Source organism: Afipia sp. MLSD5-FHT05B12 (assembly GCF_058793355.1).
This window is the reverse complement of record NZ_JBXAFS010000001.1, coordinates 250,953-276,397: the sequence shown is the minus strand read 5'-3', so window position 1 is coordinate 276,397 and position 25,445 is coordinate 250,953. Positions and strand designations below refer to the sequence as shown.

Here is a 25,445-nt window from a genome sequence, read left to right as displayed (position 1 = left end):
CGCTCCTTCAGTTCCAGGAATACTTCAGGGTTCCGAGAACCGTGCGGGCCGTTCCAAGGCCGCAATAAGCCAAGCCAGTCAAACACGATGCGACATAATATTTGTTCGTGAGGTTTTTTGCGGTGACCTGGGCCGACCAGCCTTTCAGGTCCGGCCGCACGTAGGCGAAGTCATAGTTCACACTTGCATCGAACAGCGTGTAGTCGGGAAGAACGAACGTATTGAATTGATCGCCGTAACTCTCGCCGACATAACGGACGCCTGCACCGAGGCCAAAGCCGGCCAGCGGGCCGTCGAACCAGGTATACTTAGCCCACAGCGAAGCCTGATCAATCGGCACGCCGTTTACATACTTTCCCTGAGCGCCGAGTACGCTCTTGCTGATCTTGGCATCCGTGTGCGTGTAGCCCGCGATGATTTCAAGCTCGCGCGTGATGTTGCCGCGAGCCTCCAACTCCACACCGCGTGAGCGGACTGCATCAGTCTGCACGCTGAATAGAAAATCAACAGGATCCGACGTCAGCACGTCGTTCTGCTTGATATCGAAGTAAGCCGCGGTGAGCATTAGATTGGTGCCGGCAGGCTGGAATTTCACACCGGCTTCCCAGCCTTCGCCCGTCGTCGGCTTGAATGCCTGACCGTTCCGGCTTGCATTCGCATTCGGGACAAAAGATGTCGAGTAGTTCGCATAAGGCGACAGGCCGAAGTCAAACAGATAGCTCAGGCCTACGCGACCGGTTTGTGCCGAATCATTGCGGCGATAAGTGCCTGGATTCGGATACAATGCGAGACTCTCCAACTCAGTGTTCACGAAGTCCTGCCGACCAGTCAACGATAACGTCCAGCGATTCAGCTTGATCTGATCCTGCGCATACAAGCCGACCTGGTCGATCTTGTTGTTGAGCAACATGAATGGAGCCAACGAACTTGCCGGCAGAATTGCACCTGCTCCGTAGACAGGGTTGTAGGCATTTATCGGCGTAATAAATGTGGTTCTGTAGTCCGAGCTTCCCGTCTGACGCAGGTAATCCATGCCGACGAGGACCTTGTGTGTCAGCACTCCGGTTCGGAAATCCGCCTGTAATTGATTGTCGACGGTGAGGTTCTGCGCCTTTGAGTTGACGTAGTTGTAGGTGCGGTTCACGAGCGAGTTGCTCAGAGGCACCATTCCCTCCGAGCGCACGCTCTGCAAATCGTTGGTCACTTCCATGTAACGCAGGTTCTGGCGAAACTGGATGTTGTTATCAAAGCGATGCTCGAATGCGTAGCCAATGGCAGCCTGTTCGAGCTTATAACCATCGAGGCTCGGCTCACCAATGTAGCGGCTGTAGGGGATGTGCCCGTTCGGATTTGGCAGGAACGACACCTGTCCGGGCACGTATTGCTGGTAGCCCTTGTTATCGATCTTCTGATACTGAGAGAGGATGGTGAGAGACGTGTCCGTCGTCGGCCGCCAAGTAAGGCTCGGCGCGATGAACAGCTTATTGTCCTGCATGAAGTCGGTCTGCGTATCGCTCTGGCGAGCAAGACCGACGACGCGATAGAGAAACTCGCCATTCTTGTCGATCGGGCCACCAATATCGAACGCACCCTGGATGCGATTGAACGACCCAAACATACCTTCGACATCATAATGCGGCGTCGCGGTCGGTCGCTTGCTGATCATATTGATGAAGCCACCGGGATCGGTCTGCCCATAAAGACCGGAAGACGGCCCTTTCAGAACCTCAAGCCTTTCCAGACCGTATGTTTCAATCTTCGGCATCGCGAACGAGATGCCGTCTTTGGGCAGCCGCAAACCATCCAGATATTGGGGGGCATCAAATCCCCGCACCTTGAAGCCGTCGAAGAAGGCATTGGCGCCATAGCCCTGAATCGAAACACCAGGCGTGTATTGAAGTGCGTCCTGAACCGTTTGCGCACCCTGGTCCTTGATCTGGTCCTTCGTCACGACAGAAACGGACTGTGGCGTCTCTAGCAACGGCGTGTCGGTCTTCGTGGCCGTCACGCTTTGCCGAGCTGAATAACCAACAACAGGCCCCGTTCCGCTTTCGCCGACCTGAACAGAAACCGGCTGCGCGGGAGCACGCGCAGGAGGGACACGCGCAGGGCGCCGCGGCTGGGCGCGTCGGCCCGGCACCCGGACTTCGGGAAGAGTCGTTGCCGACTGCTTCTCTGCCAGAGGTTCCGATGATTGCGCGAACGAAGGCGTTGCCTGACAGGCACCTCCCAGAAGCACCGCACCCAACGCGCTTCGCATTGTCAAGCGCAGAACATCTTTCGAAAGCAGTCGCCCCATCTCAAGTCCCCCATCTCGTCAGGCTTTTTCAGCTGTCACGCATGGAGAAAGCAGATTTGGCTCGGGGTCGCCTTTGCGGGCACGCAAAAACCCTTTGATTGCATGTTGATGTTCTCAAAGGTAGCCGCGTTGCTACACCAGTGCGGCATTTAAGACGCACTGACAGCCTCTGTGGCTCTTGCTAGGATAACGCCTGGCTGCGGAAGAGCCTTGGAATCAAGCCAAAGTGCTTCCGGAATGCCGTCGCGAAATTCGCGGGATTTGTGTAGCCGACGAGATCTGCGGCTTCGGTTACCGACAGATTTTGATACACCAGCGCCTCGCGTGCGACCTCAAGCCGTCTCGTTCTCAGATAGTCGATAGCGCTGACGCCATAGGCAGCACGAAAGCGCAGGTTGAAGGATCGGCGACTTGAGCCGGCCCGGCGCGCCAGTTCGGCGATCGTCCAGGGATAACGCAGGTCCGCGTCCATCATGTCCTTCGCAGACTGAAGTCGTGCCCGCTTTTGGTCGACAGGATTTATCAGTTCAACATTGTGGCGTATCGCAAACATGCCCCTCGCCAATATTTCTGTCGCCTGCGCGCTCATCAGCAATTTTGCTGCCTGACCGTCGATCCCCGGTGACAAAATCTCCGACGCGATGGCCTGAATTCGTGGCGGCGCTTGCACCGAAAACGCCAGCACTGGCCGCTCCGTTGCCTTGAACAGATCGAGAAACTCTTGTTCGAGGCCTAGCGCCGTGATCGATGAGCGGGGGAAGGCAATACCGACAGCCCGTATGGCGCCGCCGGGAGCTTCGCCGATGCATGGTGTTGGCTCACGTATCGCCATTCCCAGCAATTTGTTCTCAGAATAGCGGATCTTTTCCGGACCATCACGCGCACAACTCTCGCCCGTGCCTTCAAGCACGATCGTCATATAGAGACCGGGCTTCATGGTCCCCTGTGTGCGAAGATCATTCGGTAGGTGGAGATCTCCGGGATTAAGAATACAGCCGGGATTATCCAGCCAAACCATGTTTTTGGAAAACGTGTCTTCAACAGGACGATTCTCGCTATCGAGAATGCGGTAATCGTCAATAATCAGGCTGTGAAGATCTGTCATGTGGCGGGGCACTCTAAACCACCACTATGACGCCCCTCCCCCTCGTCCTCAACGGGCTAGAGGCGAATTTAGAGCTATTAGAAACAGCGGGGTGTAGTTCTTCCGTCTATGGAAACAGCCCACGCATCGTTTTTGCGGCGCGAACGCGCTCCACTCCGATGGCCATTGCGGCGGTCCGATTGAATACCTTGTCGCGCTTCGCGCGCACAGTCATCTGATCGAACGCGCGATCGAGGATCTGGTACTCGCGCCGCATTACCTCTTCCTCTTCCCAGAACAGCTGCTGCAGATCTTGAACCCACTCGAAATAGCTAACCACAACACCACCGGCATTGCACAGAATGTCCGGTATCAGGAAAATTTCATCTTGGCGCTTTTCAAGCACGAGATCTGCATCCGGTGTCGTGGGGCCATTCGCACCTTCGGCAAGAACCTTGCATTGCAGCCGTTTGGCTACGTTCGCATCGATGACGCGCTCGGTGGCCGCCGGCACAAGGACATCGCAAGGCAGCGTCAGGACATTGGACGGATCGCACGTCAATTCGTTGGAGTAACCTTGAAGGCTCCCGTGCTCGGTGACATGCCTGATTAGAGAGGTTACGTCCAAACCTGCGGTACGATGCAGGGCGCAGGTATGATCGCTGACTGCGATGACAGTCACACCCATCGCTTGCAGCTCAGCAGCCGCGACCGATCCGACGTTTCCGAAACCTTGAACCACCGCCGTCGCGTTGTTCAAGCTGATCGCGCGCTCAAGCATCACGCGCTTAGCCAGATGAGCGACCCCGCGTCCCGTCGCTTCCCGCCGACCCAAGGTCCCGCCCGCGCTTACTGGCTTGCCGGTTACGATTTCCGTGACAGTGCGTCCCTGATACATCGAGTATGTATCCATGAACCACGCCATCACCTGCTCGTTCGTTCCCATATCAGGTGCCATAACGTCGACGTGCGGCCCTACGAACGGAATCATCTCCTGCATGTAGCGGCGAGACAAGGATTCCAGCTCGCGTGCGGACAAGCTCAAGGGATCGACACCAATACCTCCTTTCGCGCCGCCGTAAGGCAACCCAACGAGCGCGCACTTCCAGCTCATCCAGATCGCCAAGGCGGCAACTTCACCAAGATCAACGCTTGCAGCAAACCGCGTCCCTCCTTTAGTCGGGCCAAGAGTCAGATGATGCTGAACGCGATATCCCTCGAAGACCGCCGTCGACCCGTCGTCACGATGGACGGGACATGAAATAACAACCGCGCGCTTCGGCATGAGAAGTCTGCCACGATCGTCCTGTGGGATCGCCAGATAGTCCGCGATGACGCTGAACTGATTCACCGCCATGTCAAAAACTGGACCGCTATAGACTGTCATCTATTTCGTACCTGCATGATTGGAGGTGGAGCTGGCTACTTCTGCTAGGCGGGGATACACCGATGGCTACGCGAGAGCATGAGAATCGTCGAGGGACGACTGCCCGCGATTCTTCATCCGCACATTAGCAAGTCGAGCGCACGTTGGCTGCGGAAATTCGCGACCAGAGTTAAGCGACGGATCGCTGATGCTGCGCTGCATCAGCGCTTCAGGCCATTCTCCAAACGGTTCGGAAATCAGTATACCACCGGCTGCCGTCGCCCCACCCCGCAATACAGAAAGCCGTTTCGAGAGGCTTCGTCCGGCGAGTAAATATTGCGAAGGTCCACAATGACGGGAGTAGCCATGATCGCCGCCATCTCCTTCAGATCGAGCGCGCGAAATTGCTCCCACTCGGTAACGATGACGAGCGCGTGAGCACCCTTCGCACATGTATAAGCATCGTCGCAGAAGGTTACGCCTTCGAGCACCTTCCTCGCCTGTTCCATGCCGACAGGATCGAATACACTCACGATTGCTCCCATGTCCTGGAGAGCCGTAACCAACGGAATGGACGGCGCGTCACGCATGTCGTCGGTGTTTGGCTTGAATGTCACGCCCAGGACAGCGACGGATTTTCCACGCAGATTTCCGCCGAAGGCATTCGCGACCTTGCGCGCCATGGCGCGCTTACGCTGATCGTTTACTGCGACGACAGTCTCGATAATGCGCAGCGGCGCCTCGTTATCCTGTCCGGTCTTGATCAGCGCCAACGTGTCTTTCGGAAAACATGATCCGCCATATCCTGGACCTGCATGCAGGAACTTGGCGCCGATGCGATTATCAAGGCCAATCCCCCTGGCCACCTCCTGCACATTCGCGCCTACTTTCTCGGCGAGATCAGCAATCTCGTTGATGAAGGCGATCTTGGTCGCGAGAAAGGAATTCGCCGCATATTTTGTCAGCTCAGCGGTGCGGCGATCAGTATAAACAATCGGCGCAGCATTGAGATACAACGGCCGATATACCTCGGCCATAACATCCCGCGCCCGAGCGTCGTCGGTACCGATGACAATGCGGTCGGGATGCTTGAAATCACGGATCGCGGCGCCTTCGCGAAGAAACTCGGGATTCGATACGACTGCGAATTTCGCGTCAGACCTCTGTTCGCGAACAAGGCGCTCGACTTCATCGCCGGTGCCAACCGGTACGGTCGATTTCGTCACTATGACCGTGAAACCGGAAAGCGTATCAGCAATCTCACGAGCAGCGGCGTAGACGTAAGAAAGATCGGCATGGCCATCGCCACGGCGCGACGGCGTTCCGACCGCAATAAAAACAACATCGGCTCCATCGATCGCCGGCGCCATGTCATAGGCGAAGGTCAGACGACGTTGTTTCACGTTGCTCCCCACAAGTTCGGCGAGGCCCGGCTCGTAAATCGGAATTTCACCGCGGCCAAGCGCTGCAACCTTCTCCGCATCATTGTCGATGCAAACCACATGGTGTCCGAAATCCGCAAAACACGCCCCGGAAACCAGCCCCACATACCCCGCTCCAACCATGGCAATACGCATTGATCATCCTGTCCGGCCAAGCCGACCTTGCGGCGCGTTCTGCGCACGGCATTTGAGTTTGTGCGGAGAAACTGTTCTAGCTGGACAAGACTGCCCATCCATCTCTGCCGGGCGGGAAGAAGAAGAAATTATTGATGTAGGCGCGTCCGCTCTTGCGCCCGCCGTCGGGCAACAACGAGCTGACATCCTGAAAGATGCCAGCATCAAACTGCTCTACCGGAACAATGTCTCCGTCTTCTACAAAGAAACCGCTGTAGTCTCTTTCCTGGAAGAACTCGAACAGGGATTCCGTCGCCGACTCCCGATGCCGGTCTTCGGCTTCGACAAGGAAAACCGGCTGACTCCGTTCAAGCAGTCCGACCGCACCATGCAGAACGTTCAATTCGTGGCCTTCCACATCGATTTTCACAAACGTGACCTCGTCCCGGATGATCTCGTCGAGGCGAGCAGTCGGAACGCTCTGTACCGCGCAGGAGTCGGCGGAAAACGCAACCCGCGGCTCAAGCGATGCAAGACCATGCACCGCTCCTTCCTCACCTAGCGGAATCAGCAGCTCCGCTTTTCCCTCGTGATCGGACAACGCGATTTCATACACCACCACATTCGGTGCCGAGGTCTGCCGAAGAACCTTAGCCATCTCACGCGAGGGCTCGAATGCATGGACATACCGTGAAAGTCGCGCAAGCTCGCGTGTATAGAGGCCGCAATTTGCGCCCACATCTACGGTGATCGCATCACCGGAAACAATTTTGTTCAGGAATGCGAGTTCGACTTCCGCAGATTTGGGGCGGTGCATGAAATGCCAGTGCAACCAAAGCGACGGAAATGCTTCCTTGAGCACGTTCTTTGCCTGTCTCACGGTATTCATCGCAAACCCTCATTTATATAGACACTGATGTGACGCACATAATTCGGGTTTCAAACCCGGTGGTAGATGTCTTCGATGCGAACAATATCGTCCTCGCCAAGGTACGGACCCGACTGAACCTCAATCAGATTAAGCGGTACCTTGCCGGGGTTTTCGAGACGATGCATGCACCCGAGCGGAACAAAGATCGATTCATTCTCGCGCAACAGAATCTCTTCATCATCTCGCGTAACAATCGCGGTGCCGTTGACCACTACCCAGTGTTCGGCGCGATGAAAATGTTTCTGTAGCGACAGTTTCGCACCTGGATTCACCGTAATGCGCTTAACCTGGAAGCGATCGCCAGCGTGAATAGACTGATAGTATCCCCAAGGCCGGTGGACGGATTGAGTCTGGGTCGCTGAACGATGACCTTCGGCTTTCAGCCTCGCGACAAGCCTTGCAACATCCTGATCGCGGTTCTTGGACGCCACGAGAACAACATCTGGCGTTGCAGTAATGATGAGATCCTCGACGCCGAGTGCAGCAACGAGAGGCCCCTCGCCGCGAACATAGCACCCGGCTGCGCCTTCCATGACCACATCGCCAATCGCGACGTTGCCGGATACATCCTTATCGCCCAATTTCCATAGAGCGGACCAGCTTCCGATATCGCTCCAATCAAAATCCGCAGGGACAACAGCGGCCCGGTCCGTCTTCGCCATCACGGCATAATCAAACGATATTGATGGACAGGTCCTGAAGACATTCTCATCGAGGCGCAGAAAATCCAAATCCCGCGTGCCACCCGCCAGCGCTGCCCTGCACGCAGCCAGCACATCCGGGATCAACCGCGCCATCTCTTCGATGAGTATCCGGGCTGGCAGGAGAAAGATTCCGCTATTCCAGAGATGATCCCCGGCAACCAAAAGTCGCTCGGCCGTGGCGAGGTCTGGCTTTTCCACAAAGCTGGCGACGTCGCAAACCCCAGGGGCCGCGGCTAGCTGATCCGCAGCGCGAATATAGCCAAAACCCGTCGTCGGAGCCGTCGGTCGCAATCCGAACAGGACGAACTTTCCATTCCGAGCTGCAGTCATTCCGGCAGCCACTGCGGCCTGGAACACCGTGACATCTCGAATCCAATGATCCACTGGCATGGCGAGGATGATCGCATCGGGATCAGATTCAGTCGCAACAAGTGCGGCAATTGCGATGGCCGGTGCCGTATTCCGCCCGAATGGCTCAAGCACCATGGTCGGTTGCGCGATACCGAGTGACCGCAGCTGCTCGGCGATTGCAAAACGATGTTCAGCATTAGCGATCACCATTGTTCGACCGAACATCGACGAATCGCTCACCCGCAGCGCCGTTTGCTGAAGCAGTGTCTGTTTGCCAAGCAGGGAGAGAAGCTGCTTGGGATAAATCTCTCGAGACAACGGCCACAATCGCGAACCAGTGCCGCCCGACAAGAGAACGGGGACAATACGGTCTTGTCGCTTCGTCATCCTCGTTGTCCCCATATGCTTGCTAAAACGATTGGACGAAAATTCAATTCAGAAGCCATTTCCCGATAGGAATTCTCTGCGGACTGTCTGCGCGATGATCATCATATCCATCCGGAGCGACCACTTCGCGATGTACTCGAGATCATGATCGATCCGCGCAATCGCCAAGCCAGGCTCGACTGTGCTGCCCCTACATCCACTCACCTGAGCGAGGCCTGTAATCCCTGGTCGCGCCGTGTGTCGCTGAAAATAGTACGGGACCAAATCCTCGTAGGGCATATGAGCTGCGAGCATACCCGGCACATGAGGTCTCGGCCCAACGAGAGACATCTCGCCCTTAACGACATTGATGAGTTGCGGAATCTCGTCGAGGCTCGTGCTTCGCAGGATTTTTCCAACGCGTGTGACCCTGGAATCGCCCTGCACCGTTTGTCTGACGCCAGCGACATCACCGAGATCGACGTGCATTGAGCGAAACTTGTAAATTCTGAACAAGCGATTGCGGTACCCGTAGCGATACTGCTGAAAGAATACCGGCCCGCGCGACGTCGTCTTGATCGCAATCGCGATCGCTATCAAAAGCGGTGCAAAGAACAGCAGCGCAAGGCTCGCTGCCGTCGCATCGAAAATCCGCTTGCTGAGCGCGGATGCCGGCTCGTTGCCTGCAACGTGAGCAGGACGGCGGCCACGATAAGCGTTGTGAGTGCGGTACGGACTGCTGCTGGCGTACTCCACGGGCCGAACCGAGATCAGCCTCGGTCCCTTCCAAAGCGTTGACGAATTGTCCTGGACAAAGCGGGTTGTGACTGTCGCGGCCATTTCTCTCGCTCTCAATTGGACGTCCACAGAAGTGGAACTCGACGCGCACAGAAAGCAGCGGCACTTGCACCGGCAACACAGTCTCTCGCAATCGCGAGAGAAGGACTTGCATGACGAAGGCGCCAACCTTCCGTCCGCTAAAGTTTTCCTAAAGTTTTGTACGAAATGGGGCAGCAAAACGAAAAACTTGCGCGCATGACTCGCGTCGAGTTGTCGCTAAAATTTTGCGACGCGAAATATTGTCGCGCTGCGAAGCGCTTAGATCGGGATGCCAATTTCTTACGCTGCGGTCTGGTTGACGCAGCCATGCACTATCACTGGCGTGGACAATTTTGGAAATTTGAGTCGATTATCGAATCAAACGAGCGCACTGTTGATTCGATGAAGGCTGCGCCATGCGCGGCGATATTTTGAGCAGGTCCATTCACTAAAAACTAAAAGACACTTATTAGATTCCCTGAAGCAGAGTTTTCAGCTCCTGGTGAGCCCGCAGATGGTTGTCCGGCTACAGAACATTAAGACAACGGTCGGCGACGACTCGCATATGTCGCCCGCGCACTCCGCGGAACCACCGATGATCGCTGAGCATGTGAACATCTCGTCGTTGCCGGTAAAGGGCACCAGCCGCCGGCTGAGGAACTGGCTGATTCTCGCCAATATCGCTGCCTGGGCTCTCATCATCTGGGTAGTTCGACTGATTTTTTCCTAAGGCTCACCCCAGCGACACATAAGCACTGAAATAGTGACGCGAATTGACCGCGGAACTTTTTCATGACGAACTCCAGCAATGCGATCCGGTTCTACCCATCCGTCAAGAACGATCCCAGCTGCCGTGCCTGCGGAGACGAGAATCTACGCTATAGGCGACATTCACGGTCGCGCCGACTTGTTGGCCGAAACAATCGATCGCATCGAGGATGACCTTCAACGCAGGCCCATTAATTATGCAGTTGAGGTCTATCTCGGCGATTACATAGATCGAGGGCCAGATTCAAAGGGAGTACTGGATCAACTCGCAGTGCGGCTTGTCCGGCGACACGCGGTCTGCCTTCGGGGCAATCATGAAGCCATCCTCGAGAGGTTTCTTTGGGATGATGCTGAGACTATCCGTCACTGGATTCAGCTCGGCGCCCTTCAAACGTTGGCGTCTTACGGCGTTGTTCCGCGCGCTCGCACGGGAACAATGACGCCATACGAAATTCGGCAGTGGCTGCTCCACTCCCTTCCGCGCGCACATGAATTGTTCCTGCAATGTCTCCGCAATAGTTTCGTGTGTGGTGATTTTGTCTTCGTCCATGCAGGGATACGGCCTGGCGCCCCCATAGAGCAGCAAGACCCCGAAGACCTACTTTGGATACGTGACGAATTCCTGAACTCGACGTTAAATCATGGCAAGTTGGTCGTGCATGGCCATACGCCGGTGAATCATCCGGATATTCGCAGCAACCGCATCAACATCGACACCGGTGCGTGGCGAACGGGAACTCTCACATGCATCGCGATAGAAGGCTCTACAGTTCTCGTGCTGTGAGGCCGCCGCCGAATTGATTTTTTGAACAAGGATCCGATGCTGTTTTTTTTGTGCGCTGTATTTATGCGCAGTGTTTGGAACAGATCCGAAGACACATTGGAACAAGTTATCACATTCTTTCGCCTTGTTTTCCCGACTATCATCACACGTCGCTCTTTTTGGGGTTCGATCCATCGATCGATACAGCGGCTTGTAAGTAGAGTGGGGTTGAGTCATGCCGCAAACGTTCGTCCGCATCGCGCGATTACTACTTGTTGTCATGATGACAATCGGCATCACCGCAAGATTTGGCTCCGAAGCGATCGCTCAGAAGAATAGTTCTTCGGCCGGTTCGATTTCTGGAACATATGCGCTCGGACCGACCGACAGAGTTCGTGTGAAAGTTTACGGCGAACCCGACGTCGCCGGTGAATACGAAATTGACAGCAGCGGTTACGTCTCTATTCCGCTTGCTGGCCGCATCAGGGCGGCCGGATTGACAACGCGTCAGCTCGAGCAGTCGATCACGTCAGCCTTGTCAAAGGGGATCGTGCGCGATCCTCGTGTCAATGTTGAGATAGCCCTCTATCGGCCCTTCTATATTCTCGGTGAAGTCAAGAAGAGCGGAGAGTATCCATATCGTGTCGGCATGACAGTGCTGGATGCGATCGCAAGTGCCGGCGGATTCACATATCGTGCCAACGAAAACAAAGTCTACTTGCGTCGTTCTGGTGGCGCAGGAGAAGAAGTTTATCCGCTCGATGCGCCCGTTCTCATCTATCCCGGCGACAACATCCGGGTTCCCGAACGCTTCTTCTGACGCACGTCATCGTTGCTTCGTACTTTCTCATTCCTCACTTTAGAGCTTTCCGTCCAATTACAGCATCGATTGATGGCGCATCTGTTGCATCGCCATAGTGTCGTCTCTTTGAGGTGAGACTTTTTTCGCGACGCACATAGAACATGATGACGAATGAAAATTCGTCTCTCATGAGTTGGAGAAAGAAATCTTGCGACACTGTCGAGTGCATAAATTGTATCCATTCTGATGCCTTGGTAAGCGAACACTCGACGACTGCGCGGGCGAAGAAGAGAAATTGAAGCCTCATCGCCGTCGCTCGGGATGAATGCCGCCCGCAAGGGTCAGTGAATGAAGCGTGTTGTTGCATTGACGGCGTTGAACGAAACAAAAAATCACGAACGACTCGGCTCACAGCCCTGCCGTCGTGGACCAAGAATTGCACGCTTGAGGGCAACGCGATGGCCGGCAGCGGCACTCATGCTCGGTCTTGCGTCACCCTCGAATGCACAGGTGATACCGTTAACTACTGAGCAACTAGCTGCCCCCTGGAACGCGCAGCGGATCTTCGAACCGTCTTCGCTGCCAAGTATGACCGATCCAGACACGCGCGAAGAGATTCAGCCCGAGGATATGCCCGTGAAAAAGCGACAGCAGCCCGGATATGAACCGGTCGGGATACGCGCTGGCTCCTGGATGTTCAGCCCCAAGCTGATTTCCGGCGGCCTCTACGACAGCAACGTGTTTTCCTCAAGCACCACGAAACGCCCGGATATTGCTGCGGTGTTTGAACCCTCGTTGCGCGCCCACACGCTTTGGGAGAGGCATGGTCTCGACCTTAAGCTGGATGCACAGTCGACCACATATAATGAGAACTCCAGTCTCAATCAGACCAATGCCAGTTTATATGGCAACGGATGGTTCGACATTGCGCACGATCTGGCTGTCCTCGCCAACTTTCAGATCGCTCATTTGAACGAAGGTGTTGGAACACTGAGTTCGCCGGTCAACGCCATCTCACCGACGCCCTACGACCTCTTTTCGGGCGACCTGACCGTTCGGAAGGAATTCAACCGGATCACGACATCGGTCGGCATGCGCATCGACTCCTATGACTTCGGCCAAACGCGCGCCCAGGATGGATCAATTATCAACCAGGACGGCCGCGACGGCCAGATCTACTCACTTCACAGCCGCGTCGACTATGCATTTTCACCCGTTCTTGGCTGGTTCGCCGGTGTCGAGGGCAATCAGCGCAACATTCGCGGAACACCTGCGCAAACGCTCGACTCACAGGGCTATCGAGCTCTTTCTGGGCTTACGGTCGGCTTCACCAATCTTCTCACCGGCGAACTCGGCGCGGGGTATGTCCAGCAACGCTTTGACGATCCGTCGATCGGCTCTATCGAAGGCCCGTCCTACCGCGCCATGCTGACTTGGCGCCCGACTCGCCTGCTCGATATCCACGTCAAGGCTGAGCAGATCGTGACGCAAACGTCCGACACGAGTTCTACCGGCGTGCTGGCAAACGCCTTTCAACTTGGTCTCGATTATGAGCTGCGCCGCAACGTGATCGCGTCGCTGTCCGGCAGCTATGAGAACGACCGATTCTTCGGACAGCAACGCAAGGACAAGGTCATTTCATCCGATGCGCGCATCAAATACCTGATGAACCGATACAGCGCTATTTCCGTTTTTCATAGATATACCGAGCGCAACAGCGACATTCCCGCCTTCAGCTTCGACAAACATCAGGTAGGAATCAATGTTACAGCGCAGTTCTGATCATGATCTTCAAGCTTTGGACGAGCCAGCGGGCGCATCGCCAGGGCGATGGCAACAACCGACCGTGGATCTGCGTGAGATGGCGCGTATCTTGCGACGGCGCTGGAGGACAGTTGCAGCGGTTCCCCTGACGCTGGTCGTGGTCGCGCTGATTTACCTGATGGTGGTCAGCACTCTTTATACAGCGACGTCTACTGTTCTGGTCGATCCACGTCGCGCCAACGTGGTTGATACCAGCCAGACGGTGCTGTCGAACTTCGGCACCGATGACGCCACCATCGAGAGCCAGACATTACTGATTCAGTCGGTGGCGATCCTCCAGCGGGTGGTCGAGAAGCTCAAGCTCACGGCGGATCCAGAATTCACGCCGACACCTGGAATTCTCGATCCAGTCAAACGGCTGTTCAACAGCGGTGGTCCAGCAGAAGGCGCCAGCCCGGAGGATGCTGCGAAAGCAAGGTCGGTCGAGATTCTTCAAAAGCGCATGAAGGTCACGCGACAAGGTACCACCTTTCTTGTCGACATTAATGTTAGTTCGATTGAACCGCGCAAAGCCGCAGCAATCGCCAATGGAATCGCGGAGAGCTATTTCGAGGAACAGGTTCGCGCCAAATACGATGCAACAAAGATCGCCGCTAGTTGGCTGAATGGCCAGATCGAGGGGTTGAAATCGCGCGTCGTTGCATCAGAGCAGGCCGTAGAAGACTTCCGCGCGAGTAACAACTTGTCGGTGTCTCAGGGCGTTACGGTGAACGACCAGCAGATTACCGACCTCAATAATAAATTGATCGCCGCCCGCGCCCAAACTGCCGAAGCACGAGCAAAGTACGATCAGGTACAACAGCTATCCAAATCCGGCAGTGATCCCGGCGGCATCAACGCGGCCATTACGTCGGATATGATTACCAAGTTGCGCACGCAGTATGCGGATATAGCCAAGAACGAGGCAGACCTCGCTAGCAAATACGGTCCGCGCCACCCCCTCGTCGCCAATGTCCGCGCTCAGCTGAAGGACACCCAGCGCCTCATCAACGAGGAAATTCGCCGTATTCTTGACAGCACCCAACATGACTACGATGTAGCCCGCTCCCGCGAAGCATCATTGCAGCAGAGCCTCGATCAGGTTCAGGGCGTGTCGAGTTCGTCCGGTCAGGCCTTGGTGCGCCTGCATGAGCTTCAGCGGGAGGCCGAAGCCAACCGGACGCTCTATGAATCCTATTTGGCCCGCTACAAAGAAACGTCGGCACAGGAAAGCCTCGAAATGCCGGATTCCCGTGTAGTCACACGGGCCAGCATTCCAATCCGGCCGTCCTCCCCCAAGACCATGCTCATTCTGGGCCTCGCGATAATGCTTGGCCTGGGAGGCGGCTGCGTTTTCGCATTCCTTGCCGACTATCTCGACTGCCGCATCAAGACGCTTGAGCAGGCGGAGACGATTTCCGGCGTGCCGGCGCTCGCGGCCGTTCCCCTGATCGGCACGCGCGAACTGGCCGCCCGAGCCCAACGCGGACGGGATGAACTCGGCCGGTATAACCCGCGGACTATGAGGCTGTTGCCGCCTCCTCTGCAGCCGCCATTGATGCGTTATGCGATCGACGAGCCAGGCACCTTTTTTGCGGAAGCTATCCGTGCGGTCCGTCTTGCACTTCAACGCACCATGCGTATCCAGCCACTCAAGGTCGTGCTGATCACTTCCGCGCTCGACAATGAGGGTAAGACAACGCTTGCCGCCAACCTCGCACTCTCGCTCGCTACTCTTGGTATCAAGACGCTTCTGATCGATGGTGATCTCCGCAATCCTCAACTGACGCGCGCGCTCGCGCCGCACGCCGACGCCGGGTTGATGGAAGTCGCCATGGGCCAAACATCGCTAGATCGGGCGATCCTGTTGGACCGGAGTTCCGGGCTTTCGATTCTGCCATCACCTGCGGCGAAGGATGTTGATCTAATAACCGAGTTGATGTTCTCCGAGCGGATTGTCGATATTCTCGACCACCTGCGCCAACATTACGAGTTGATCATCATCGACTCTCCGCCCCTCGTTCCATTGGTTGATGGTCGCGCGCTGGCCGAACTTTCCGATCGCATCATCCTGGCTATGGGGTGGGATCAGACACCTCAGGAGGTCGTCTCCCACACGATCAACCTGCTGTCGCCGGTTCATGACCGGATTCTCGGAACGGTGCTGACGCGTGTCGATCTCAGCCGCCTTCGTTTCTACGACTACTACCGCAGCTCCGCTTATCTCAAGCCGTACGGCACCACAGGACTGAAGCCCAGGCCGGCGGAATGAGGGTGCGTGGGCCGATGAATAGATCCACGCGCGCAATTTCAACGAATGGGCCGTTTCCGCCACATCGTAGCGGACATGCCGTCACCGCCGGACTTCGCTGGCCGCCGCACACGCGAGGCCAAGCACCGGCTGCGGCCAACTCGATCATCGATCGGATGATCATCGCTCTGATGCTGGTGGCAGTAGTCGCAACATTCATGTTGTCGTCAGCAATGCTGACCAACTGGAAAATACATTATCTGACAGCCGGCGGTAATTTTTACGAAAAGCTGCATCCCGCAACGTACGCTACGTTCCTCGCCTTCGGCCTTCTGCTGGTGCGCAACAGCGATCCGATCGGTGAGATCGATCGCATGTTTTCCGAATCGAAACTTATTCTGGTCTATCTGGCCTGCTGGTCGTTCCTGCTCGTCCAGATGTTCGTGCTGACGCGGCCGTTCACGGTTATCATCGATACCTTCCTGCTGCCGGTCGTTCTCTGTCTTGTTATCTGGCAACCGACCTCAGCGCAGCGGAAACCATTGGTGTGGGCCGTTCACTTCACTATCCTGTTGAATGTCTGCGCAGGATACTATGAATATTTCTCCGGCCACCGGCTCATACCCTTAACCCTCGGTGATGTGCTGGTCATCGGGGAATGGCGCTCCTCAGCTTTCCTCGGACATCCCCTCACCGCATCGGGCGTTGTCGGCGCTTACATTCTCGCGCTGATCCTTCGCCCTTCTCTCTGCCCGCCCGTCATGATCCGGATTCCACTTATCGCGTTTTGCCTCGGATCGCTGATGGCGTTCGGTGGACGGACCGCCCTCGTCACGGTTTTGCTGATGATGGGTTTTCTCGGGGCGATGGAGGCGTTTCTGATCTTGCGCGGGAAGCGTGTCTCGCTTCCGGTGGTCATCAGAACCATCTGCCTGTTGTTTGTCGCGGGTGCAGGAATCTTCGCTACGTTCGATCTCGGTATCTTCGACAAAATGCTACTGCGATTTTCCTCCGACAAAGGCAGCGCCCTGGCGCGCTTCGCGACGTTCGATCTGCTGTCCCACTTCGATTGGCACGAACTGGTGATGGGCCCGAATCCTACCCGCGTGAATGCACTTCAGGCGCAACTTGGCCTCAACTACGGAATCGAAAACTTCTGGATTTCCTGCATCGTGCAATTCGGCATCATTCACACGATTTTGCTCACGATCGGGCTGATCGGCTTTTTTGTGGAAGTTCTCAAACGGGCGGATCCCGCAGCGTGGGCGATTGTTCTGCTGATACTGGTGATCGCAGCAAGCTCGGTGAGCTTCTCATCAAAGAACATACAATTTGCGCAGTTTATCATTCTCATCACATTGCTGCTGCCGCGAGATCCTGCGAGCCGCCACCGCAAAGCGCGAACCTTCCCGCAAATCAATCCAAATCCGCGATGACATTGAGATTCAAATGACCATCTATGTCGACCATACTCATCTCGGACGCCACGTCACCGGCCTCGAACGTATTACGCTCGAGTTGTTCTCACCTGAGGCGCTGGCTCCGCTCAACGTAACTCCGGTATTGGCCCAAGGTACCGGGCGAATGGTGGCGACACAGACGTTGGGGTTACCGGCGCGCCTGTTGAACTCATCATCGATTCTTCTCTGTCCCGGCTTTCCGCCAAGTCCGTTGCTGTGGCCGTTCGCGACGCGCGTCGTTCCGTACATTCACGATATCTTCTTGCTGTCACGCCGGGACGATCTCAACCGGCGCGCCAGACTGTACATGGCCGAGCCATTCAGGCTTGCGGTGCGAACCTATCCCCGCTTTCTCGTTAACTCGGCTGACACCAAACGCAAGCTCGCCACATGCTGCCGAAGCGATGCTGAGATCATGCTATACCGCCCACCGGTACGGAACGTGTTCAACATACGTCCGGATAGCCGCAGTGAACGCGAAGAAAAGCCGCCCTCGTTGCGACTCGTAACGCTTGGAACTATCGAACCGCGTAAAAACTTCGCCGCGGCGACGAAAATCCTCTCCGCTCTGCGCGCACACGGTTTCCCCGATGCAACGCTGGAGATTGTCGGTCGGCAAGGCTGGGGCGACGACTGGAATAAGCTCGAAAAATGTCCCGGGGTAATCCTGCACGGATATCAAGCTGGCGACCGCGTTAATCAGATTTTACAGAACTCAGACGTGTTCATCTGCACATCTCACGAAGAGGGTTTGGGCCTGCCGCTGCTCGAGGCGCAGTACGCGGGCCTTCCGATTGTTGCGCCCGATGCGGCTGTCTTCCGGGAAGTACTGGATCAATCCGGCATCTTCATTAACCCTGCCGATCCCGCTTCGGCTGCAAATACGATCATCGCGGCGATTTCTGTTCCGGAATGGCGAGTATTGCACGCTGCACGAGCAGCTCAGAACCTTACTCGCTGGAATGCCTTGGCTTCAGCGGATCGCGACGCGGTTATCGACTTCATCGCACGCCTCGCTCATGGGAAAGCCCGGCCTGTGACCGCACCCGCACCGCTCAATCAGAAAGATCGAAACATCACGCTCTGAACAATTGAGCGATGCGGCGGAAAATATGAGGATTGGTTTGTTGCGCGCAAAAGACAGCACACGTCATCTGGATGGACTGCGAATTATCGCCGCCAGCGCTGTCGTTGTGTTGCACTATTCGGACTATGCGAAGGATCATTCCGCTGGGCGGTTCATGGTCGAGCATACGCTGCATTTCAACCTGTTTGTCGACCTCTTCTTCGTGGTGTCTGGTTTTGTAATCGCTAGCCAGTATCTCGATAAGGTTGATGACCTTCCTTCGATTGGACGTTTCCTTTGGCGCCGGCTGGCGCGAATCTACCCGCTCCATCTGGCGACGCTGATGTTCTATCTGGTCATCGCCTTCGCGCTGTATTCCGGTCTCGCAAAGACCGACAACCCCGCACGCTACCCGTTGTCGGATGTTCTCGTTCAGCTTCTGTTACTCCATGCTCTTGATGGACAGCGGCTAACATTTAACTTTCCAAGCTGGTCGCTTTCCGCGGAGATGTTCTGCTATCTCCTCTTTCCGCTCGCTGCTCTTCTTGTGGCGCGGCGCAGAGCACTGGCCATCGGGCTTGTGATACTTCCCGCACTCGCAAACAGCATTTATGGAGCAGCGACGGGAGCCGAGCCGTGGGCTGAATGGATCAACAAGGGCGGCGTTTTCAGGGCGCTGCCGGGCTTCAATCTTGGCGTTGCCTGCTATTTCTTCCGCGACCAGATCGCGCGTTGGCCCGTCGCCCCTTGGGCGCTGACCACCTCCTTATCCGCATTCGTCCTGCTTGGCTGGCTGCTTCCAGAAATGGCGGGGCTTGTCGCGGTGTACGCGATTGCGATTCTCGCTATCCAATGCGACTATTCCGGCGCAACAACATTATTGACACGCCTGCAATTCGATCGCGCTTCGGCATATACCTATTCCTGCTATATGCTGCACATCCCGGTTGCCACTGTGGTGCTGACCTTCGGGGCGCGTGCGCTGACCGACTTACCTGGAGGAAAGCTGCCGCTATTGCCCGTCGCGATAGCTGCTCTCGCAGGGGCTAGCATCCTGTCTTACCGTTTCTTTGAAACACCGGTGCGGCGCGCCCTCAACGACGTATGTGACCGGCATTTTGCCTCGCGCACGACCATCCCCGCAGTTTCCTCGTCGGAGGGAACGCGATGACAATGGCCGTCCGAATGCCGGGAACCTGGATTGCGCATCAGGACAAGCGCGAGCGCGTCGCCGGCCGGGATTCCGGAATCGATACCATGCGTGGAATCGCCATTCTGATGGTGATTGGCATCCATTCGCTTCAGCAGCCACTGGATACTTCATGGGCGAAATTGATCGATGCAGCATTACGTCCTTGCGTACCGATTTTCCTGTTTGTGTCCGGATATTTGACTGCTCTCTCCGGGCGGGTCATTTTGTGGAAGCGAATCAAGACCGCGCTCATTCCCTACGCGATCGCCTTCGTCGCTGCCTACGTTTATATGGCTTGGCACAATCCAGCGATGGACCATCGACTCGTCACCACTATTGCTCGCTTCATTCTCGCCTACATCTTCGTTTATTACTATGTCTTCGTCTACGTCGGCTGCACGATCGGATTGTGGTTGATCTTTCGAGCGGCAGGCTCCGGCACCCCTGACAGTTCGCAGCGACTTGTTGTCTTCATCGCGCTTTCGATTGCATTCGGTCTCGTCGCCGGGAGCTACCTCGATCCGCTTCTGTTAAAAGCCGGCTTCTCTGAATCATTTGTTCAAGAAGTTCGTCTGCGCGACATTCCATTCTGGTTTTGTTTCGCCGCGTTAGGCGCTCTTGTCGGGACGACCGGTATTGGCTTGGCGCTACGCGACATGCGTGCGCTGGTCATGAGCGCCGCATTGGCCGCTTACGCTATCTACGCGGCGATCCGGATCTTCAGTATAGGCGATGCCGCCGACTACGACTCGGTCGCCTTCTTCGGATATGCAGCGCTGTTCAGCATCCTGCTGTTCGTCCTTCACCTAAGAACGCCGTTTCTCGCGGCCATCGGCTCGGGCAGCTACTTTATCTATCTCTGGCACATTTTCGTGGTGATGGCCCTGCGCGATCACGCATCGCTACACTCGTTCGAGGCCGCCACAGATTTCGCGATCACTTTTGTCGTATCAGCGTCGGTCAGCATCATTGCCCTGATGTTGATCCGGCGGGTTCTTCCATCTCGCGTTTCAAGCTGGCTGGGGGCCTGACCATGCTATTGCGTCATACCTTACTCTATATGCCGGCGCAGATCATCGGCCCGCTGTTTCAGCTGATCGCGATGATCGTCTGGACTCATGTCGTCAATGAACACACCCTCGGCGTGATCACTTTGGTGACAGCCACCCATGAACTCCTACAGATAGGCTTTCTCGCCTGGTGGTCACAATATGCGCTACGTTTCTTCGGGCGATTCCAGAGTGCTGAGGAGGCTCAACGCTTTCACCGAACGGAAAATGTTATCCTACTGGTCTCCGTCGTCATCCAGATCGCCGCCATACTAGGCATTCTCCTTCTGGTGATTGCACCCGATGCCAAAGTCGGACTTCTGGCAGCCACCGTCGCCTACGTGATCACCCGGTCGCTCAATCTCTACATCGGCGAGCGCGCTCGCGTGCAGCAGAAAATCGGCGTATACTCAATTCAGCAGATAGTCGGCCCCGCAATTGGCTTTCTGATCGGGCTTCTGATGATCAGGTTGCTTGGCCAGAATCCCGAATGGCCACTTGCCGGTTATGCCGTCGCACAGCTCATTGCCGTACTGATTGTACTACCGAGGATTGGCATTGGGCGCAGCCTTTGGCCAATAGATCGCGCGATCGTCAATCATGCGCTGCACTACGGAATTCCGATCATTGTCGGCGGCGGGCTTGGCTGGATTGGCCTCAATGCGTCGCGTTTCATCGTCAACGATATGCTGGGCGTCGCTGCGGCGGGCCTGTTCGCTGTCGGTTACGGCCTCGGTCAAAGAGCAGCAGCTGTCGCCGCAATGCTGGTGACGGCCGCGGCTTTTCCGATCGCGGTGAAGCGAATGGAGAGCAGCGGCAGCAAAGCCGCGATGCAGCAACTTTCGGAGAATAGTGCGTTGCTTGTCGCCATTCTCGCCCCGAGCATCGTGGGAATTTTCATGCTGCGTACGGAGATCGTCCATCTGCTGATTGCAGCACCTTTTCAGCAAGTGACCCTCGCCGTTCTGCCGCTTTCGGTTCTGGCCGGCGCGATCCGCAATCTGCGCGCCCACTTTGGCGATCAGGTTTTTCTCCTCCATAGTCGAACACACTTGATGATCGTCGTCGCGAGCATCGACGCGGTGATGACCGTCGCTCTTGGTTTCGTCTTCGTCCGCTATTGGGGGATTTTCGGCGGCGCCATCGCGACTGTCGTTGCTGCCGCGGCGGCGGCAATCGCGAGCTTCACCATCGGATTCTCCCAATTCGGGCTGACGCTGCCGCTTGGCCACCTCATCCGCATTGCGGTTGCGACCACCACCATGAGCGCAGTGCTTCGCCTGATGCCGGAAGCTCTAAATTTCTTGTCGTTGGCGGCACATATCGCCAGTGGAGCGGCGGTCTATGTCGCTCTGCTCGCCACACTCTATGCGCCGTCGATGTTCAGAGTACTGCGCACCCGCCCGCAACAATCCGAATCTTGACGATGCACGAAAGCGATTATGCTCTCTTCGCATTCTTGAAGGCGCGCGCCATCGCGAACCACAACGGCTTCTTCTGCATGGCATCGTCAAACGGCAACGGTCGCGGCAGGCGCTCGGCAAAGGGGTTCTTTTTCCTGGCGACATCCGTATAGAACGAGTAGTTGTCGGCAAGCTCCCACGTGATCACCATCTTAACAGCGGGTATGCTTAAAACGTTGTTGAGAAACTTCTCGGCTGCATCCGCAATCATGGCGTCGCGGGTCGGAACGTCGTCCGGAAAGGTATCGTCACGCACGTCGAATTCCGTGATGTAGATGTCGACCTTGCGTTCGGCGAGCGCATGCACGAAATCGGCAAAGCGCCCGGCATCATATGGATAGCGTGGCTGAAGATGGCCCTGGAGACCGATGGCATGCAACGGTACGCCAGAATCTTTTAGCTCATCCACCAGACGCAGTAGCCCCTCGCGCACGGCACGGCCGACGGCATCGTCGCGCTCAGTCTGAGCTTCGTTGAGTACAAATTTTGTTTTCTTATCGACCAGCGCCGCGCGTTCAAACGCACGTTGAACATAGTGAGTTCCGAATGCCTCATACCACGGGCCGAGCCTATATCCGCCCGGCGTTTTGTGTCCCGGCCAGAATGGCTCATTGACGATATCCCATGACTGCAGCTTTCCTTCGTAACGGCCGACGACGTCTTCTATGTACCTATCGAAGAAAGCCATCCGTTCCGGCACGCTCATACTCTTGATCCATGATGGAACCCACTCGTTCCAAATGAGGCAATGCCCTCGCATCGGAATCTTGTTTCCTGCACAGAATTGCAGCAAACGATCTGCGCTCTCGAACCGCTTTGGTCCAGATTGCGGCGCGATAGTGCCCATTTTCATGGCGATGTCAGTCGTGACGATTCGTGTATGTGTCTTATAGAGATCGCGATAAGCAAGATCCTTATCGATGACAGGCCCCGCAGCAGCGCCAAATACGAATCCATTTGCTGCCGCAATTGCGCCAAGACTGTCATTCGTCGCAGCTGATGCCTTACTGCCATGCATGGTAACTCCCGCACCAGCGAGGATCGTTATCGCTTCTCGGCGAGACAACTTCTGGTGCATGGCAGATCTCCATCGCGAGAATGATTTAGTTTCATCGTCATCGTGGTCTTTAAACGAGACGCCATCGTTGCGACGCATTGGTGCGTTTTCGTGACGATGCTTATCAAGAAGGATGTTTTGGTAAGCAGAGTTCCGTCACCAATGACGTTCAAGTTTTGTGCAGGCGTAACTCGACCACATTGTCATCAGGGGGATAGACATGCTGGAGTCGGAGATGCATCGATCGAGCGATGTGACCGTCGATGGCATCGCCATCAACATTCTCTCCATGCCACAGGCCGTCTCGTCGATCGTCTCGGCAACCCAAGCCGGTGACAGCTTCATTGTTTGTACGCTCAACCTCGATCACGTGGTACAATTGCAGCGACGGTCGGACTTTCGCGCCGCATATCGCCGTGCCCGCTTTGTAACTGCTGATGGATTTCCCATTGTCGCACTTGGCCGTCTCGCGGGTGCGCAAATCCAGAGAACAACCGGCGCCGATCTTGTGGAGCCTCTCTGTGAGCAAGCCAACCGAAACCGAATTCCTGTCTATCTGCTCGGCTCGAATAGGCTCACACTTCACAGAACGTCGCGGCGGCTATCACGCCGCTTCAGCGGGCTTCAGATCGCCGGATACTATGCGCCCAGTGGAAGTTTCGATCCTTATTCGGACGAAGCTGACCGCGCGATCGACGGCATTCGAAGATCAGGAGCGAGACTTTGCTTCATCGCGCTAGGCGCACCCCGGCAGGAAGTCTTCGCCGCGCGCTGTCTCGACAGACTTCCAGGAGTTGGGTTGCTCTGCACCGGCGCGGCACTCGACTTCATCGCTCATACACAGGATCGCGCACCGCGAATCACTCAGAAGACAGGCCTTGAGTGGGCGTGGCGAATGCTGCGGAACCCTCGCCGGCTCGGGCCACGCTACGCGCGCTGCATAGCTATCGTTCCACGGTTGGTGGCGCGCAGCATTCCACAAATCGTAAGTGCATGGACAAGGAAGGCGGCATGACATCCACAGTCACACTGGCGCAGCGCGCCCGCAATGCAAGCCACGCCGGCACGCGATATCAGATCTGCCTGATTCATCCATTCGATCCACGCGGTGAAAAAGTCGGCGGCCTGGAAACCTATATCAGGGATTTCATCACCTTTCACCCGACCGATACCGACCTGCTTTTCATCGGCACCGATTCCATCGGCGACCTGAAGCTCGGAGAGATCCATAAGCTCACCTTTAGAAGCCGCTCGTTCGATTTTCTGCCCATTCTGCACTACTCTGACAGTCAGGCGCGGGAGGCCGCCCGAACAATCCGCTCGTCATTGACGGGACAGTTCTTTGTCGCGCTTTTGCGTAATTTCGGCCTGATTTCCAGGCTGATTCGCAGGAGGCGATGCTCGATCGACCTGCGCCGCGTCGAATTTTCGTGGCTGCCGGCAGTCCTCCGCCTTCCGTTCGTCCAGATGCTTCACGGCGAAGGTGTTCCAAAGCTCCAGATGGACTCACTACTTCGCAGATACTCGTTCGTCCACAACGCGGGAGAGCGATTCGCCATAGCAACGAGCGCGAAATTCCTGTGCGTGAACCCTTACATCACTGAACGCCTTCAGAAAACTTATCCCCGGCAGAAAGAAAAGATCGACACGCTGTGGACCTGGGTCAATACCGATATCTTCAAACCCCAGCCTCTACCCCGCGACACGACACCGTTCCGTGTTGTCTTTGCGGGCCGTCTCGATGAGTTCAAGGACCCGGCACTAATGTTCAGAACTATCGACCGCCTGCGCCAGGTAATGCAGGACAAGGTCGAGTTCCATTACATAGGGACAAGCGATCCACACCGGTTCTCCGAATTCGCGGCGATCGAATCCATCACTGTTCGCCACGGCTTTAAGGACGCAGCTGGAATGGCTGCAACGCTCGCGTCAGTCCATACCGGCATCCTGACATCCGAGTTCGAGGGAATGCCGCGATTTGTTCTTGAAACCCTTGGGGTGGGACGCCCTGTCGTTGCCGTGCATCTGCCTCAACTTGAGGCGGTGATCCGTGACGGCGAGGCCGGGCATCTGGTCCCGCGGAGTGATTCAAAGGACGACATGGTGGAGCGCCTCGTCCACAGGTTTATCGATGTCCGTAACGCCATTGCAAAGGGTGAAATGGATTCAACCCGTATCGCAACCAGTATTCGGACCTTTACGCCGGGTACGCAGCTCGCTCGCGTCTTTCGCTATCACCAGGAAATTCAGAACACGAGGGGCTTGGTGACTCCGCAAGCCTATTTGGGGTGAGCG

Annotated in this window: 20 protein-coding genes; 12 read left to right on the top strand and 8 right to left on the bottom strand. The window is 56.2% G+C overall.

Annotated features, from left to right (window positions below; translation table 11 throughout):
* Nucleotides 1-7 precede the first annotated feature (7 nt).
* From AC1Q6J_RS01135 to AC1Q6J_RS01105, 7 genes are all read right to left on the bottom strand, one after another.
* On the bottom strand, nucleotides 8-2,299 hold the full coding sequence (locus tag AC1Q6J_RS01135; protein ID WP_492277483.1) for a TonB-dependent siderophore receptor: 2,292 nt from the start codon (nucleotides 2,297-2,299) through the stop codon (nucleotides 8-10).
* A gap of 181 nt (nucleotides 2,300-2,480) precedes the next feature.
* Nucleotides 2,481-3,404: a helix-turn-helix transcriptional regulator gene (locus AC1Q6J_RS01130; protein WP_492277482.1), complete on the bottom strand. Its 924-nt coding sequence runs from the start codon at nucleotides 3,402-3,404 to the stop codon at nucleotides 2,481-2,483.
* Between the two features lie 106 nt (nucleotides 3,405-3,510).
* Nucleotides 3,511-4,770, bottom strand: coding sequence for a Glu/Leu/Phe/Val family dehydrogenase (locus tag AC1Q6J_RS01125; RefSeq protein ID WP_492277481.1), 1,260 nt, complete (start codon nucleotides 4,768-4,770; stop codon nucleotides 3,511-3,513).
* A 236-nt stretch (nucleotides 4,771-5,006) separates the two neighbouring features.
* Nucleotides 5,007-6,326: a UDP-glucose dehydrogenase family protein gene (locus AC1Q6J_RS01120; protein WP_492277480.1), complete on the bottom strand. Its 1,320-nt coding sequence runs from the start codon at nucleotides 6,324-6,326 to the stop codon at nucleotides 5,007-5,009.
* A 76-nt stretch (nucleotides 6,327-6,402) separates the two neighbouring features.
* On the bottom strand, nucleotides 6,403-7,194 hold the full coding sequence (locus AC1Q6J_RS01115; protein WP_492277479.1) for an FkbM family methyltransferase: 792 nt from the start codon (nucleotides 7,192-7,194) through the stop codon (nucleotides 6,403-6,405).
* A gap of 50 nt (nucleotides 7,195-7,244) precedes the next feature.
* A complete protein-coding gene (locus AC1Q6J_RS01110; protein WP_492277478.1) occupies nucleotides 7,245-8,678 on the bottom strand; it encodes a mannose-1-phosphate guanylyltransferase/mannose-6-phosphate isomerase in 1,434 nt (477 codons plus the stop codon).
* Between the two features lie 48 nt (nucleotides 8,679-8,726).
* Nucleotides 8,727-9,497 carry a sugar transferase gene (locus tag AC1Q6J_RS01105; protein ID WP_492277477.1) on the bottom strand — a complete coding sequence of 257 codons (771 nt, stop codon included), beginning with the start codon at nucleotides 9,495-9,497 and terminating at the stop codon, nucleotides 8,727-8,729.
* Nucleotides 9,498-10,071: 574 nt separating this feature from the next.
* On the opposite strand from AC1Q6J_RS01105, the gene AC1Q6J_RS01100 reads away from it, so the two are divergent.
* The 10 genes from AC1Q6J_RS01100 to AC1Q6J_RS01055 all read left to right on the top strand — a co-directional run bounded on the left by AC1Q6J_RS01100 (nucleotide 10,072) and on the right by AC1Q6J_RS01055 (nucleotide 22,054).
* A complete protein-coding gene (locus tag AC1Q6J_RS01100) occupies nucleotides 10,072-10,206 on the top strand; it encodes a hypothetical protein (protein ID WP_492277476.1) in 135 nt (44 codons plus the stop codon).
* Nucleotides 10,207-10,284: 78 nt separating this feature from the next.
* Nucleotides 10,285-11,028: a metallophosphoesterase family protein gene (locus AC1Q6J_RS01095; protein WP_492277475.1), complete on the top strand. Its 744-nt coding sequence runs from the start codon at nucleotides 10,285-10,287 to the stop codon at nucleotides 11,026-11,028.
* A gap of 214 nt (nucleotides 11,029-11,242) precedes the next feature.
* Nucleotides 11,243-11,827, top strand: a complete 585-nt coding sequence (locus tag AC1Q6J_RS01090; protein ID WP_492277474.1) for a polysaccharide biosynthesis/export family protein — start codon at nucleotides 11,243-11,245, stop codon at nucleotides 11,825-11,827.
* Between the two features lie 330 nt (nucleotides 11,828-12,157).
* On the top strand, nucleotides 12,158-13,591 hold the full coding sequence (locus AC1Q6J_RS01085; protein ID WP_492277473.1) for an outer membrane beta-barrel protein: 1,434 nt from the start codon (nucleotides 12,158-12,160) through the stop codon (nucleotides 13,589-13,591).
* On the top strand, nucleotides 13,572-15,884 hold the full coding sequence (locus AC1Q6J_RS01080) for a GumC family protein (RefSeq protein ID WP_492277472.1): 2,313 nt from the start codon (nucleotides 13,572-13,574) through the stop codon (nucleotides 15,882-15,884). The genes AC1Q6J_RS01085 and AC1Q6J_RS01080 overlap by 20 nt, the downstream gene beginning before the upstream one ends.
* A gap of 155 nt (nucleotides 15,885-16,039) precedes the next feature.
* Nucleotides 16,040-17,299, top strand: a complete 1,260-nt coding sequence (locus tag AC1Q6J_RS01075; RefSeq protein ID WP_492277471.1) for a VpsF family polysaccharide biosynthesis protein — start codon at nucleotides 16,040-16,042, stop codon at nucleotides 17,297-17,299.
* Between the two features lie 13 nt (nucleotides 17,300-17,312).
* Nucleotides 17,313-18,410, top strand: a complete 1,098-nt coding sequence (locus AC1Q6J_RS01070; protein ID WP_492277470.1) for a glycosyltransferase — start codon at nucleotides 17,313-17,315, stop codon at nucleotides 18,408-18,410.
* A gap of 4 nt (nucleotides 18,411-18,414) precedes the next feature.
* The gene (locus AC1Q6J_RS01065; protein ID WP_492277469.1) at nucleotides 18,415-19,560 is read left to right on the top strand and encodes an acyltransferase family protein; all 1,146 of its coding nucleotides are present in this window, start codon (nucleotides 18,415-18,417) and stop codon (nucleotides 19,558-19,560) included.
* Nucleotides 19,557-20,612 carry an acyltransferase family protein gene (locus AC1Q6J_RS01060; protein ID WP_492277468.1) on the top strand — a complete coding sequence of 352 codons (1,056 nt, stop codon included), beginning with the start codon at nucleotides 19,557-19,559 and terminating at the stop codon, nucleotides 20,610-20,612. The genes AC1Q6J_RS01065 and AC1Q6J_RS01060 overlap by 4 nt, the downstream gene beginning before the upstream one ends.
* 2 nt (nucleotides 20,613-20,614) lie before the next feature.
* On the top strand, nucleotides 20,615-22,054 hold the full coding sequence (locus tag AC1Q6J_RS01055; RefSeq protein WP_492277467.1) for a lipopolysaccharide biosynthesis protein: 1,440 nt from the start codon (nucleotides 20,615-20,617) through the stop codon (nucleotides 22,052-22,054).
* A 16-nt stretch (nucleotides 22,055-22,070) separates the two neighbouring features.
* Here AC1Q6J_RS01055 and AC1Q6J_RS01050 read toward each other — a convergent pair whose 3' ends face one another.
* A complete protein-coding gene (locus AC1Q6J_RS01050; protein ID WP_492277466.1) occupies nucleotides 22,071-23,249 on the bottom strand; it encodes an endo-1,4-beta-xylanase in 1,179 nt (392 codons plus the stop codon).
* A gap of 136 nt (nucleotides 23,250-23,385) precedes the next feature.
* Between AC1Q6J_RS01050 and AC1Q6J_RS01045 the strand changes: the two genes are divergently transcribed.
* Both AC1Q6J_RS01045 and AC1Q6J_RS01040 read left to right on the top strand, forming a co-directional pair.
* Nucleotides 23,386-24,165 carry a WecB/TagA/CpsF family glycosyltransferase gene (locus tag AC1Q6J_RS01045; protein WP_492277465.1) on the top strand — a complete coding sequence of 260 codons (780 nt, stop codon included), beginning with the start codon at nucleotides 23,386-23,388 and terminating at the stop codon, nucleotides 24,163-24,165.
* Nucleotides 24,162-25,442 carry a glycosyltransferase gene (locus AC1Q6J_RS01040; protein WP_492277464.1) on the top strand — a complete coding sequence of 427 codons (1,281 nt, stop codon included), beginning with the start codon at nucleotides 24,162-24,164 and terminating at the stop codon, nucleotides 25,440-25,442. The genes AC1Q6J_RS01045 and AC1Q6J_RS01040 overlap by 4 nt, the downstream gene beginning before the upstream one ends.
* Nucleotides 25,443-25,445 lie beyond the last annotated feature (3 nt).